A 12,962-nucleotide genomic window follows, 5' to 3' on the forward strand; every position below is an offset into this window, starting at 1 on the left:
GAGCAGTCCGTGCCTTTGCTCTCTCTGACTCCTCACTCCCCTGCACTCACTTCTCTTCTTCTCAGGCCGCCGAAGCCTGCTTGAACTGGGCTTCTTCGGTCGAGCCTTTCAGCGCGGTGGTCGACGACTGTCCTTGCTGGATCGCCTGGGTCACGGCGTCGAAGTAACCGGTGCCCACTTCGCGCTGGTGCTTCACCGCGGTGAAGCCGCGATCGGCGGCGGCGAATTCCTTTTCCTGCAGTTCGACGAAGGCGCTCATTTGGCGGCGGGCGTAACCGTGCGCCAGGTCGAACATGCCGTAGTTGAGGCTGTGGAAGCCGGCCAGGGTGATGAACTGGAACTTGTAGCCCATCGCACCCAGTTCCTTCTGGAAGTTGGCGATGGTGGCGTCGTCCAGGTTCTTCTTCCAGTTGAAGCTGGGCGAGCAGTTGTAGGCCAGCATCTTGCCGGGGAACTTCGCGTGGATCGCCTCGGCGAAGCAGCGCGCGTCGTCCAGGTTCGGCTTGCTGGTCTCGCACCAGATCAGGTCGGCGTACGGCGCGTAGGCGAGGCCGCGGCTGATCGCCTGGTCCAGGCCCGGGCGCACGCGGAAGAAGCCTTCGACGGTGCGTTCGCCGGTGATGAAGGCCTTGTCGTTGTCGTCGATGTCCGAGGTGAGCAGGTCGGCGGCGTCGGCGTCGGTGCGCGCCACCAGCAGGGTCGGCACGCCGGCCACGTCGGCGGCCAGGCGCGCCGCGTTCAACTTGTCGACCGCCTCGCGGGTCGGCACCAGCACCTTGCCGCCCATGTGGCCGCACTTCTTCACGCTGGCCAGCTGATCCTCGAAGTGCACGCCGGCGGCGCCGGCCTCGATCATCGCCTTCATCAGCTCGAACGCATTCAGCACGCCGCCGAAGCCGGCTTCGGCGTCAGCCACGATCGGCACCAGCCAGTCGCAGTCGTCCTTGCCTTCGGCGTGGTGCAACTGATCGGCACGCAGCAAGGTGTTGTTGATCCGCTTCACCACCAGCGGCACCGAGTTGGCCGGGTACAGCGACTGGTCGGGATACATCTCGCCGGCCACGTTCGCGTCGGCGGCGACCTGCCAGCCGCTCAGGTAGATCGCCTGCAGGCCGGCCTTGACCTGCTGCATCGCCTGGTTGCCGGTGAGCGCGCCCAGCGCATTGACGAAGTCTTCCTTGTGCAGGGACTTCCACAGCCGCTCGGCGCCATGGCGGGCCAGCGAGTGTTCCACGTGCACGGTGCCGCGCAGGCGCACCACGTCCTCGGCGGAGTAGTTGCGCTGCACGCCGGTCCAGCGCGGGTTGTTGTTCCAGTCCAGGGTGATCTGTTCGGCGGTCGGCAGGGTCGTGGTCTTCATGGCATGGCTCCGTGGGACGGTGATTCGTGGCAGGCGGATCGGTGGGACTCAGGCGAGCTGGTCGTAGGCGGGCAGGGTGAGGAAGTCGCCGAGCACGTCGGCGTGGGTCATCGCCGAGAGCAGGGCTGCGGCCGCGTCGGCGCGGGCGGCGCCGGGATGCTGGCTGTCGCGCAGTCGGTGGGTGTGGCAGGCCAGTGCGTGATCGAACAGGGCGAAGTCGATCGGCGCGTGGTCGGGGAATGCCAGGGCGTCCGCGTGCGACCCGTCGGCGTGATGCAGCCACTGCCACAACTGGGCGCGGGCGATCTCGGCGGTGGCGGCGTCTTCCATCAGGTGATGGATCGGCACGCAGCCCAGGCCATCGAGCCAGGCGGCGGTGTAGCGCAGGCACACCTCGACGTTGTTGTCGAAGCCGGCGCGGGTGATGGTGCCGTTGGGCGCGGCGAGCAGCTGTTCGCGGCTGACCTGCACGTCCTGGCGCAGCACGCCGAGCTGGTTGGTACCGGGCATGTGCTGGTCGAAGACCTGCTGCGCCACGGGCACCAGCGCCGGGTGCGCCACCCAGGTGCCGTCGTGGCCGGCCTGCACCTCGCGCAGCTTGTCGGCGCGCACCTTGGCCAGCGCTGCTTCGTTGGCGGCTTCGTCGCCCTTGATCGGGATCTGCGCGGCCATGCCGCCCATCGCGAACGCGCCTCGGCGATGGCAGGTCTGGATCAGCAGTTCGGAATACGCCTTCAGGAACGGTGCGGTCATCTGCACCTGGCTGCGCTCGGGCAGCAGGCGGTCGCGATGGCCGCGCAGGGTTTTCAGGTAGGAAAAGATGTAATCCCAGCGGCCGCAATTGAGGCCGACCGCGCGACGGCGCAGCGCATGCAGGATCTCGTGCATCTGGAACGCCGCCGGCAGCGTCTCGATTAGCACGGTGGCCTTCATCGTGCCCACCGGCAGCTGCAGTTCGTTCTCGGCGTCGGCCATCACCGCATCCCACAGCGCGGCCTCCTCCATCGCCTCGAGTTTCGGCAGGTAGAAATACGGGCCGCGGTCGCGGCTGTGCAGGGCGCGGGCGTTGTGCAGCACGAACAGGGCGAAGTCGACCAGGGCGCCGGACATCGGCTCGCCATCCACGCTGAAGAACTTGTCGTGCAGGTGCCAGCCGCGGGGGCGCACCACCAGCACGGCGGGGTTGTCGCCCACGCGGTAGTGCTTGCCTTCGGGCGAGGTGAAGTCGATCGAGCCGTTCACCGCGTCGCGCAGGTTGAGCTGGCCGTCGAGCTGGTTGGCGAAGGTCGGTGCCGAGGAGTCCTCGAAGTCGGCCATGAACACCTTCGCGCCGGAATTCAGCGCGTTGATGATCATCTTGCGCTCGACCGGGCCGGTGATCTCGACGCGACGGTCGCGCAGCGCCGGCGGGATCGGCGCCACGCTCCAGTCCGATTCGCGGATCGCCGCCGTGTCGGCGCGGAAGTCGGGCAGGCCGCCGGCGTCGTACGTCGCCTGGCGCTCGCGCCGCGCCTGCAGCAATTTCTGGCGGGTCGGTTCGAAACGGCGGTGCAGCCGGGCCAGCAAGGCCAGCGCTGCCGGGGTCAGGATGCTCGCGTAACCGGCCGCGTCGGCATGAATCTCGATGGCGCCGAGTTCGAGTCTTTCCTGCGGTACTGCCATGGTGTCGCTCCGTGTCGGGAATGACTCGAAGCTAGGTACAAATCAGCTATTTGACAAAGTGAATGTTTCAATCATTACTATGAGCAAATGCAATACATACTCCAAAGTATTGAAATATGGCGATGAAAAAGCGCGACGTGGCGCTGAACGGACCGAAAAAGCCGCGCCGCAGCGCAGCAAAGAAGCGCGGCGAGGTCGCGCCGGCGGAGAACGGCGGGCGCTATTACTACAAAGGCAACCGGCACAAGCAGTTGCGTGCCTTCGTCAGCGTGGTGAAGCTGGGTACGCTGACCCGCGCAGCCGAGGCGCTGTACCTGTCGCAACCCACCATCAGCCTGCAATTGCAGGCGCTGGAGCGGGAACTCGGCATGAGCCTGCTGGAACGGCGCCGGCGCCGCATCAACCTCACCGACGCAGGCGAGGCGCTGTATGAACTGGCGCGGCCGCTGGTCGAAGGCTGGGACACGCTGGACCGCGACTTCCAGGCCAGGGTGAAGGGACTGCAGGCCGGCCGCCTGACCATCGCCGCCGGCACCTCGACCATCCAGTACCTGCTGCCCGACCTGGTGCGCCGCTACCGCGAGCGCTTCCCCGCGGTGCAGCTGCAGCTGGCCAACGTCACCGGCAAGGACGGCATGGCGATGCTGCGCGCGGACGAGGTCGACTTCGCCGTGGGCTCGATGCTCGACGTTCCCAACGACATCGCCTGGGCGCCGGTGCAGCACTACGACCCGATGCTGATCATGCCGCCGGGTCATCCGCTGGCGGCCAAGGAAAAGATCACCCTGGAAGACCTGTCACCTTACGGCCTGATCCTGCCGCCACAGCGGCTGTCCACCTATCGCCTGGTCGACCTGGTGTTCCAGCAGCAGCAGGTGCCGTTCCACGTGGCGATCGAGGTCGGCGGCTGGGACGTGATCAAGGAGTACGTGGCGATGGGCATGGGCATCTCCATCGTCACCGGCATCTGCATCACCGCCGTCGACAGCGAGCGGCTGGCGGTGCGCAACATGAAGCAGTTCTTCCCCCAGCGCAGCTACGGCGTGGTGATGCGCAAGGGCAAGTTCCTCAGCGCCGAGGCGCGGGCCTTCATCGACCTGGTGCGGCCTGGCCTGCTGACCCATCGCGAACACGACGATCCGGGCCATTCGCAGCGTTGATGCGGCGGCAGGGCGCGCGCCCGCATCCGGTCACACGTTGCGGTGCTTGCCCCGGAACGGCGCATAGAACGCGCGCAGGCGGGCGAGGTCCGCCTCCATGTCGTCGCTGGTGTGGAACAGCGGGCCGACGCCGATGGTCTTGTCCGGATAGTTGAACCAGGCCGTGACGATGGGCACGCCGGCCTCGTGGGCGATGCGCCAGAAGCCGCTCTTCCAGCGCGCCACCGGCTTGCGCGTGCCTTCGGGCGCGATGCCCAGCCACAGCGATTCGTGCTGCTGCAGCTGGTCGATCATCTGCTCGACCACGCCTTTGGCGGCGCCACGATTGATCGGCATGCCGCCCAGCTTCAGCAGCAGCTTGCCCAGCGGACCGCGGAACAGCTCCTGCTTGCCCATGAAATGGATGTCGGCGCCGATGCCGACCTTCATCAGCAGGCCCCACACGCCATCCCACCACGACGAGTGCGGCGCGGCGATCAGCACGGCGCGGCGCACGTCGGGAAACTCGCCGACCAGGCTCCAGCCGCACAGGCGAAGTACGCCTCGACAGAGTCGGCGGCGCCAGTTGTCGGCCAGATGCGGCATGCCCGGCGGCAGTTGCCCGGGGCTGGGCAGTTGTCCCTTCATTCGAGATCCGGCTTGCGTGAACGGGACTGCTTGATCTGGCCGCGTTGCTGCTTGCCCACCAGGCGACGTTCCTTCGAGGCGCGGGTGGGGCGGGTGGCCAGGCGCTTCTTCGGTGGCACCAGCACGCCGCGGATGATCTCCACCAGCCGCTCGCGCACGTCGTCGCGATTGCGTCCCTGGTCGCGGAAGCGGCGGCCCTGGATCACCAGCACGCCCTCGGCGGTCAGCCGGCGATCGCGGCGCCCCAGCAGACGCGTGCGGATCTCCTCAGGCAGCGACGGCGAGCTGGCCACGTCGAAGCGCAGCTCCACCGCGCTCTCGGTGCGATTCACATGCTGTCCGCCGGGGCCGTCGGCGCGCAGGAAGCGCTCGACGAGCTCGGACTCGGGCAGGGTGATGCTGTGGCTGACGGTCAACATGCCAGGCAGTTTACGGGCAAGCGAAAGGCGGGGCGAGAGACCGGCTTCTTCCCGTGTGGGCCGGGCATGGCGCCGTGTGCTCATCGACTTCGCCTCCGTGCGGCGACGCTCAGGACGAACCGAGCGGTGGCGGGAAGTCGTTCGCCGGTGCTTCGATGTCCTCGGGCTGGGGCCAGCCGAACCGGGCGAGCAGGTGCGTGTAAGCCTCATCCAGCGGCGCTTCCAGCTGCATCGGCACGCCGGTGACCGGGTGGTGGAAATCCAGTCGCCATGCATGCAGCAACATCCGATGACAGCCGAAATGCTGCTTGTACAGGCGGTTGTGGTCGCCGCGGCCGTGCTGGCAATCGCCGATCACCGGGTGGTGGATATGCGCCAGGTGCTTGCGGATCTGGCGGAAGCGGCCGCTTTCGGGTTCGGCGAGAACCAGCGCGTAGCGCTGCTGCGGATAGCGGCCCAGTTCGATCGGCACCTCGATGGTGGCGAGGCGCCGGTAGCGGGTGCGTGCCTCGCGGCGTGGGCCGGTTTCGCGCGAGCCGGGCAGCGGATAGTCGATCACCTCTTCGCCCGGTTCGGGCCAGCCGCGCACCACCACGAGGTACTGCTTGTGGATGCTGCGGGCCATGAACTGTTCGCCCAGCGCGGCGGCGACCTCCTTGCTGCGCGCCACCAGCAGCACGCCACTGGTGGCGCGGTCGAGCCGGTGGGCCAGGTAGACGTTGTCGCCGATCTGTTCGCGCAACAGGTCGATCAGGAATTCCTCGGCGTTGCCCACCATCTTCGAGCGGTGCACGGCAAGGTTCGCGGGCTTGTTCACCGCGATCAGCGCGTCGTCCTGGTACAGAATCTCGAGCATGGGTCGGTGCGCTCGCCGCAATCAGCGCGCGCGCGGCCAGCCGATCGCGAAGGCCAGCAGGCCGGCGATGCCGGTGCCCAGCGGCGGCCAGATGCCGTAATGCGGCGACAGCGTGCCCAGCAGGGTCGCGCCGATCAGCAGCGTGCTGCCGAGCAGGCTGCAGGCGATCAGCTTGTGCTGGCGACGGGCGTTGTCCAGGCTCAGTTTCAGCGCCAGCGGGTCGCTCAGCACGCGCCGTTCGCCGCGACCAATCTGGCGCAGTGCGTCGCGCACCAGCTCGGGGAATTGCGGTGCCTCGTGCAGCCATTCGGGCAACCGCTTGCGCACTTCGCGCAAGGTGCGCAACGGGCTGTAGCGCTCGCGCAGGATGCGTTTCAGCACCGGGTGCGCCACCGCCCAGATGTCGATCTCCGGATCGAGCATGCGGCCCACGCCCTCGATGTTGAGCAGGGTCTTCTGCAGCAGGATCAGCTGCGGCTGCAGGGTCAGCTCGAAACGGCGCGCGGTCTGGAACAGCTTCACCACCAGCTCGGCCAGCGAGATCTGCGACAACGGGCGGGTGAAGTACGGCTCGCACACCGTGCGCACGGCGGCTTCCAGCTCGTCCAGGCGCACGTCGGCAGGCATCCAGCCCGCGTCCACGTGCAACTTGGCGATGCGGGCATAGTCGCGTTCGAACAGCGCGATGAAGTTCTGCGCCAGCCAGTACTGGTCGGCTTCGGGCAGCGAACCCATGATGCCGAAATCCAGCGCGATGAAGCGCGGTTCATCGGTGCGCGCCGGGTCGACCCAGATGTTGCCGGGGTGGGCGTCGGCGTGGAAGAAGTTGTCGCGGAACACCTGCTCGTAGAACACCCGCACGCCCTTGACGGCAAGCGCCTTGCGGTCGAGCCCGGCGGCGTCGATCGCGGCGATGTCGTCGCTGCTGAGGCCGTGCACCCGCTCCAGGGTGAGCACGCGGGTGGCGGTCAGGTCCCAGTGCACCTCGGGCACGTAGAGGTCCACGCCGCTGGCGAAGTTGCGCCGGAGCAGGCTGGCGCTGGCGCCTTCGCGCTGCAGGTCCAGCTCGTTCTCCAGCATCTTCTCGACTTCGGCGACGACATCCAGCGGGCGGATCTTGTCGGCGTTCGGGTGCCAGCGCTGGGCCAGTTCGCCCAGCGAACGCAGCAGCTTCACGTCGCGGGCGATCTGCGCATCGATGCCCGGTCGCAACACCTTGACCACCACCTCGCGGCCGTCGTGCAGGGTGGCGGCGTGCACCTGGGCGATCGAGGCGGAAGCCAGCGGGGTTTCGTCGAAACGGGCGTATAGACGTCCAATCGGCAGCTTCAGTTCCTGCTCGACGATCGCGCGGGCTGCGCTGCCCGGGAACGGCGCGACCTGGTCCTGCAGCAGGGCCAGTTCGTCGGCGATGTCGGCCGGCACCAGGTCGCGGCGGGTCGACAACACCTGGCCGGCCTTGACGAAGATCGGCCCCAGTTCGGTCAGCGCATGACGCAGGCGCGCGCCGCGCGGCAAGCCGCGGATGTCGATGCGCGGCTTCGCCACCAGCGGCCGCAGCAGCTTCAGCGGACGGTACAGGTGAGCCGCGTCGACCAGTTCGTCGAGCCGGTACGCCAGCAGAACCGAGGCGACCCGCAGCAGCCGCGGCACGACCTTCAGCGGCGTCACGCGGCGTTGCCCGACACGCGCTGCAGCAGTCGCTGCACGCGTGATTCGAGTCGTTCGCTGCGTTCGCGCAGCTCGTCCACGCCGTCGAGGAAACCCTCCACCTCGCCCGGCGCCATCGCCACGCGCGCCTCGTCGCGCAACCAGTCCGCGCCATCCTCGGTGAGGTGGCTGGCGGTTTCGCGGGCGTGGGCCAGGCCCTTGCGCACCGTCCTGGCCAGCGGCACGCCGAGCACGTCGCCGAACGTGCGCGCGAACGCTTCCTCGAAATCGGGGGCGAACTTGCTGGCCAGCTTTTCCAGCCGGCGCGCCAGCTCGGCATCGCCGGCGATCTCCACCTTGCCCGGAGCGATGCCGTCGTCGTCGCGGCGGAACATCATCGCCAGCAGGCTGCCCGGTGAGGCGGCGACCTTCAGCTGGTTGTCGTCCTGCGGCGGGCCCACCTTGAGGCGGGCGTCCTCGACGGTGATGGCCAGCGCGATCTCGGGGCCGCGCAGATGCAGCTGCACGCTGCGTCCATTCAGTGCGGCCAGTTTGTGCTGCGTGTCCGGATCGAGCGACAAGCTGTGGTTCAGCGCGGTTTCCAGCGCACGGCCGGCAAGCTTGCGCAGCGGTTGCGGCAACCAGGAGTTGGGAGTGGCGGCGTTCATCTGCCGATTGTAGCGGGGCGGCGCGAGCGCCGCCGGGAATAGGGAGTCGGACAGGCAAGGGCAAAAGCAGTGGCGCCCGCCCCCTTCAATCTCGCGGAAGAGCGCTCTTCCGATTCCCTATTCCTGGCTCCCGGCTCCAACGAAGCCGAGCTGCCGCCATGCCTCGTAGACGGCCACGGCCACCGTGTTCGACAGGTTCAGGCTGCGGCTGTCCGGATGCATCGGCAGGCGCAGGTGCTGTTCGGCGGGAATCGCCTCGAGCACGGCCGCCGGCAGTCCGGCGGTTTCGCAGCCGAACAGCAAGGCGTCGCCGTCGGCAAAACGCGCCTCCACATGGGCGACACGGCCGCGGGTGGTGAAGGCGAACACCCTGGGCGCGCCGATCGCATCGAGGCAACTGGCCAGGTCGTCGTGCACCGCGAGCCTTGCGTACTCGTGGTAGTCCAGCCCGGCGCGGCGCAGGCGGGCATCGTCAAGTTCGAAGCCCAGCGGGCGGATCAGATGCAGCGCAGCGCCGGTGTTCGCGCACAGGCGAATCACGTTGCCGGTGTTCGGCGGGATCTCGGGATTGAACAGGATGACGTGGAGCATCCGCCATTATCGCCGTACGGCATCGCCCGGGATCAACCGTTGAGCGGCGACGCCGTGCCGAGCTGGGCGCACATCACGCCGTCGGGCGGCAAGGCGCAACTGCTCGGTGCCGCCAGCAGGATGGTCCGCAGGGAATGGCTGCCGGCCAGCTGTATCGAGGCCGGCGTGGTGGTCACCATCGCGCCGAAGATCAGGCCGCATACCGCCAGGCAGGCGATGAACAGTCCGCGCAACATCAGGGTTTCGAATTTCATGAGCTTGTCTCCGACGAATGGGGAAAGAGTCCCTGCACGGCCATAAGAGCAATCCGCGTGCCAACGGTTGCAAACGCCCCAAGTGCTTGATTTGACGGAGTCATCACGGCGACCCCGGGCGAACAATCCTGTCCGCGGACACCGCTGTCGACCGCCGCCGGACAGCCGGACATGCGGGCGGACGCCCCGGCCGGACCCTGCCGCAAGTCATTTGCGACACCTGTCCCGCGCCGCTAGCCTGTGTCGACTTATCCGTGAAACAGGAGGTTCACCGTGACAAAGAAACCACTCGCCCTGCTGATCGCCGGCGCACTCACCCTGGCTGGCGGCGTGCCGCTGGCATGGGCGGCTCCCGCGATTGCCGCGACGACTGCCGCCGCCTCGCAGCAGATTCCCGAGCTGGCCTACAGCCGCTTCACCCTGCCCAACGGCCTCACCGTGGTGGTGCACGAAGACCACAAGGCGCCGGTGGTGGCGGTCAGTGTCTGGTATCACGTCGGTTCGTCGTATGAGCCGAAGGGCAAGACCGGTTTCGCGCACCTGTTCGAGCACCTGATGTTCCAGGGCTCGGAGAACCACAAGGACGAGTACTTCAAGCCGTTCGAGCTGGCCGGCTCCACCGACCAGAACGGCACCACCTGGCTCGATCGCACCAACTACTTCGAGACGGTGCCGACCAGCGCGCTGGACATGGCGCTGTGGATGGAATCCGACCGCATGGGACACCTGCTGGGCGCGATCGGCCAGCCGCAGCTGGACGAGCAGCGCGGCGTGGTGCAGAACGAGAAGCGCCAGGGCGAGAACCAGCCGTACGGCCGCGCGGGCGAGCTGATCCAGGCCGAGGCGTTCCCGGCCAATCATCCCTACCACCACGACACCATCGGTTCGATGGACGACTTGAACGCCGCCTCGCTGGGCGACGTCAAGCAGTGGTTCCGCGACTACTACGGCGCGGCGAACACGGTGGTGGTGCTGTCCGGCGACATCACGCCGGCGGTGGCGAAGGAAAAGATGCAGAAATACTTCGGCGACATCGCCGCCGGCCCGCAGGTGCCGCGTCCGCAGCCGTGGATCGCCCCCCGCGACAGCTCCACCCGGGGCACCATGACCGACAACGTGGCGCAGACCCGCATCTACCGCGAGTGGAACGTGCCCGGTCGCGGCAGCAACGACGAGAACCTGCTGGAACTGGCCGCCGCCGTGCTCGGCGGCAGCAAGACCTCGCGGCTGTACCAGCGGCTGGTCTACCAGGACAAGCTGGCCGACGACGTCTCGGTGGACGTCGAGCAGCACGTGCTGGCCAGCATGTTCAACCTGCAGGTCGACGTGAAGAAGGGTGTCGACCCGGCGAAGGTCGAGGCCGCGATTGCCGACGAGTGGCAGAAATTCCTGAACACCGGCCCCACCGCCGACGAACTGGCGCGGGTGAAGACCGAGACGCGTGCCTCCTTCGTGCGCGGCCTGGAAAAGGTCAACACGCAGGCTTCGATCCTCGCCCAGGGCCAGCTGTATCACGGCGACCCGGGGCAGTACCTGAAGGATTTCAACGCGTTCATGGCGGCGACCCCGGCCAGCGTCAAGGCGGTGGCCGACAAGTGGATCAGCAAGGGTGATTACACCTTGACCGTCGTGCCGGGCAAGGTCGACGCCACCGACATGGCCAAGATGGCCGGTCGTGCCGCGGCCACCGGCGCGCCGGCACCGGTGCTTTCGGCCAAGGGTGACTACAAGACGGTGGCCAGCGACGTCGACCGCAGCAAGGGCGTGCCCGAGGTCAGCAGCTTCCCCGACCTCAGCTTCCCGGAGCTGCAGCGCGGCAAGCTCGACAACGGCATCGAGGTGGTCTTGGCCGAACGCCACACGGTGCCGGCGGTGCAGTTGCAGCTGCTGTTCGACGCGGGCTTCGCCGCGGACCAGGGTCGCAAGCTGGGCACCTCCAGCTTCACCATGAACATGCTCGACGAAGGCACCAAGACTTTGGACTCGGTGGAGATCGCCAAGCGCAAGCAGCGCCTGGGCGCGATCATCGCCAGCGGTTGCGGGCTGGATTACTGCAATGCTTCGCTGAACGCGCTGGACGACCAGCTCAAGCCGTCGCTGGACCTGTTCGCCGACATCGTGCGCAACCCGGCCTTCCGTGACGGCGACACCAGTCGCCTGCGCGGCCAGTGGCTGGCGCGCATCGCCCAGGAAAAGAGCCAGCCCACCGGCATCGCCCTGCGCACCCTGCCGCCGTTGCTGTACGGCCAGGGCCACGCCTACGCGATCCCGTTCACCGGTTCGGGCACCGAGGCGTCGATCAAGTCGCTGACCGCGGCCGACATGCACAACTTCATGGACGACTACATCCGCCCGGACAACGTGAAGATCCTGGTCGCCGGCGACACCACGCTGGACAAGATCATCCCGCAGTTGAACGCGGTGTTCGGCGACTGGAAGGCACCGGCGGGCAAGGTGCCGGTGAAGAACATCGGCCAGGTCACGCCGCCGTCGCAGGCGCGCGTGTTCCTGGTCGATCGTCCCGGAGCGCAGCAGACGCTGATCCTCGCCGGCAGCCTGGCGCCTTCCACCGAAGCGGCCAACAATCTGGAAATCCAGACCATGAACGGTGCCTTCGGCGGCACCTTCACCTCGCGCCTCAACATGAACCTGCGCGAGGACAAGCACTGGGCCTACGGTGCCTTCAGCTTCCTGCAGAACGCGGTGGGGCAGCGTCCGTTCATGCTGTACGCGCCGGTGCAGACCGACAAGACCGCGCCGTCGATCGCCGAAATGCTGAAGGAGGCCAACGGCGTGATCGGCGACAAGCCGCTGACCGACGCCGAGATCAGCAAGGTCAAGGTCGGCGACGTGCGCAGCATGCCGGGCGAGTACCAGACCACCTCGGCGGTGATGGGCGCGATGCAGGGCATCGCCCTGTACCACCGCCCGGATGACTACGTGCAGACCCTGAAGTCGCGCATCGAGGGGCAGACCGATGCCGCGGTGGAAGCGGCGGCGAAGCAGATCATCCATCCGGACCAGCTGACCTGGGTGATCGTCGGTGACCTGGCGAAGATCGAGTCGCCGATCCGCGCGCTCAAGCTCGGCCAGGTGCAGGTGCTCGATGCCGACGGCAAGCCGGTGGCGGCGAAGCCGGCCAAGTGAGCCCGCAGGCGGCGCCGGCATGAACCGGCGCCGCATGTCGTGCGGCCGCCGCGGGACGCATCCGCTTCACCGCGTTACGATGGAGGCCGGGCCGCAAGGTCCGGCCTCTTTCCTATTCCAAGTCACTGTTGCGGAGCCCTCCATGCGCAAGACCCTGCTGTTGCTCGTTCCCGTGTTGCTGCTGAGCGCCTGCAACTGGGGCATCACCATGGACCCGGCGGCGAAGAACGTGCGCACCGCCTGGAGCGGCGACGTCTCTGCCTGTCGCGACCTGGGCAAGGTCACCGTCTCGGTGATGGATCACGTCGGCCCGGTCGACCGCAACGACATCAAGGTGCGCGACGAACTGGAAGTGCTGGCCCGCAATGAGGCCGCCAAGATGAATGCCGACACGATCAAGCCGCTGGCCGAACCCGATGCGGGATCGCAGCCATGGGGCGCGTATCAGTGCGGCGCACGCGTGCCGACCGCCACCCCGGCATCAGGCCATGCCGCGCCGACCTCGGCACCCGGCAACGCGCAGACCTTCCCGATCCAGCACTGAGACGCGGGGCCCGCGCCCGGCGCA

12 protein-coding genes are annotated in these 12,962 nt (G+C 67.6%); 3 read left to right on the forward strand and 9 right to left on the reverse strand.

All coding sequences use genetic code 11. The features are described from left to right. Nucleotides 1-61: 61 nt before the first annotated feature. Both aceA and aceB read right to left on the reverse strand, forming a co-directional pair. Complete coding sequence (aceA, locus tag I6J77_RS01720) at nt 62-1,360, reverse strand: isocitrate lyase (protein ID WP_204110327.1); 1,299 nt, start codon at nt 1,358-1,360, stop codon at nt 62-64. Nucleotides 1,361-1,408: 48 nt separating this feature from the next. Then, a complete protein-coding gene (aceB, locus tag I6J77_RS01725; protein WP_204110328.1) occupies nt 1,409-3,022 on the reverse strand; it encodes a malate synthase A in 1,614 nt (537 codons plus the stop codon). 122 nt (nt 3,023-3,144) lie between these two features. On the opposite strand from aceB, the gene I6J77_RS01730 reads away from it, so the two are divergent. After that, complete coding sequence (locus I6J77_RS01730; protein WP_204110329.1) at nt 3,145-4,182, forward strand: LysR family transcriptional regulator; 1,038 nt, start codon at nt 3,145-3,147, stop codon at nt 4,180-4,182. 30 nt (nt 4,183-4,212) lie between these two features. Here I6J77_RS01730 and I6J77_RS01735 read toward each other — a convergent pair whose 3' ends face one another. The 7 genes from I6J77_RS01735 to I6J77_RS01765 form a co-directional block, all read right to left on the reverse strand. Then, nucleotides 4,213-4,809, reverse strand: a complete 597-nt coding sequence (locus I6J77_RS01735; RefSeq protein WP_204110330.1) for a 1-acyl-sn-glycerol-3-phosphate acyltransferase — start codon at nt 4,807-4,809, stop codon at nt 4,213-4,215. After that, nucleotides 4,806-5,228 carry an alternative ribosome rescue aminoacyl-tRNA hydrolase ArfB gene (gene arfB, locus I6J77_RS01740; RefSeq protein WP_204110331.1) on the reverse strand — a complete coding sequence of 141 codons (423 nt, stop codon included), beginning with the start codon at nt 5,226-5,228 and terminating at the stop codon, nt 4,806-4,808. The genes I6J77_RS01735 and arfB overlap by 4 nt, the downstream gene beginning before the upstream one ends. Nucleotides 5,229-5,337: 109 nt before the next feature. Next, nucleotides 5,338-6,084, reverse strand: coding sequence for a pseudouridine synthase (locus I6J77_RS01745; RefSeq protein ID WP_204110332.1), 747 nt, complete (start codon nt 6,082-6,084; stop codon nt 5,338-5,340). Nucleotides 6,085-6,105: 21 nt separating this feature from the next. After that, nucleotides 6,106-7,755: a ubiquinone biosynthesis regulatory protein kinase UbiB gene (ubiB, locus tag I6J77_RS01750; protein WP_204110333.1), complete on the reverse strand. Its 1,650-nt coding sequence runs from the start codon at nt 7,753-7,755 to the stop codon at nt 6,106-6,108. Beyond that, the gene (locus tag I6J77_RS01755; RefSeq protein WP_204110334.1) at nt 7,752-8,402 is read right to left on the reverse strand and encodes an SCP2 domain-containing protein; all 651 of its coding nucleotides are present in this window, start codon (nt 8,400-8,402) and stop codon (nt 7,752-7,754) included. The genes ubiB and I6J77_RS01755 overlap by 4 nt, the downstream gene beginning before the upstream one ends. A 117-nt stretch (nt 8,403-8,519) precedes the next feature. Beyond that, entirely contained in the window at nt 8,520-8,993 is a 474-nt protein-coding gene (gene trmL, locus I6J77_RS01760; protein WP_204110335.1) for a tRNA (uridine(34)/cytosine(34)/5-carboxymethylaminomethyluridine(34)-2'-O)-methyltransferase TrmL, read from the reverse strand. A 32-nt stretch (nt 8,994-9,025) separates the two neighbouring features. After that, nucleotides 9,026-9,247, reverse strand: a complete 222-nt coding sequence (locus I6J77_RS01765) for a hypothetical protein (protein ID WP_056717441.1) — start codon at nt 9,245-9,247, stop codon at nt 9,026-9,028. Between the two features lie 273 nt (nt 9,248-9,520). Between I6J77_RS01765 and I6J77_RS01770 the strand changes: the two genes are divergently transcribed. Next, complete coding sequence (locus I6J77_RS01770; protein ID WP_204110336.1) at nt 9,521-12,394, forward strand: pitrilysin family protein; 2,874 nt, start codon at nt 9,521-9,523, stop codon at nt 12,392-12,394. A gap of 142 nt (nt 12,395-12,536) precedes the next feature. Continuing rightward, nucleotides 12,537-12,938, forward strand: a complete 402-nt coding sequence (locus tag I6J77_RS01775; protein ID WP_204110337.1) for a DUF4156 domain-containing protein — start codon at nt 12,537-12,539, stop codon at nt 12,936-12,938. Nucleotides 12,939-12,962 lie beyond the last annotated feature (24 nt).

The organism is Rhodanobacter sp. FDAARGOS 1247, from assembly GCF_016889805.1.
Taxonomy (GTDB): Bacteria; Pseudomonadota; Gammaproteobacteria; order Xanthomonadales; family Rhodanobacteraceae; genus Rhodanobacter.

Excerpts from the sequence above, each read along its gene's own strand:
- aceA (WP_204110327.1), bottom strand. The coding sequence starts at position 1,360 with ATGAAGACCACGACCCTGCCGACCGCCGAACAGATCACCCTGGACTGG.
- aceB (WP_204110328.1), bottom strand. The coding sequence starts at position 3,022 with ATGGCAGTACCGCAGGAAAGACTCGAACTCGGCGCCATCGAGATTCAT.
- I6J77_RS01730 (WP_204110329.1), top strand. The coding sequence starts at position 3,145 with ATGAAAAAGCGCGACGTGGCGCTGAACGGACCGAAAAAGCCGCGCCGC.
- I6J77_RS01735 (WP_204110330.1), bottom strand. The coding sequence starts at position 4,809 with ATGAAGGGACAACTGCCCAGCCCCGGGCAACTGCCGCCGGGCATGCCG.
- arfB (WP_204110331.1), bottom strand. The coding sequence starts at position 5,228 with ATGTTGACCGTCAGCCACAGCATCACCCTGCCCGAGTCCGAGCTCGTC.
- I6J77_RS01745 (WP_204110332.1), bottom strand. The coding sequence starts at position 6,084 with ATGCTCGAGATTCTGTACCAGGACGACGCGCTGATCGCGGTGAACAAG.
- I6J77_RS01755 (WP_204110334.1), bottom strand. The coding sequence starts at position 8,402 with ATGAACGCCGCCACTCCCAACTCCTGGTTGCCGCAACCGCTGCGCAAG.
- trmL (WP_204110335.1), bottom strand. The coding sequence starts at position 8,993 with ATGCTCCACGTCATCCTGTTCAATCCCGAGATCCCGCCGAACACCGGC.
- I6J77_RS01765 (WP_056717441.1), bottom strand. The coding sequence starts at position 9,247 with ATGAAATTCGAAACCCTGATGTTGCGCGGACTGTTCATCGCCTGCCTG.
- I6J77_RS01775 (WP_204110337.1), top strand. The coding sequence starts at position 12,537 with ATGCGCAAGACCCTGCTGTTGCTCGTTCCCGTGTTGCTGCTGAGCGCC.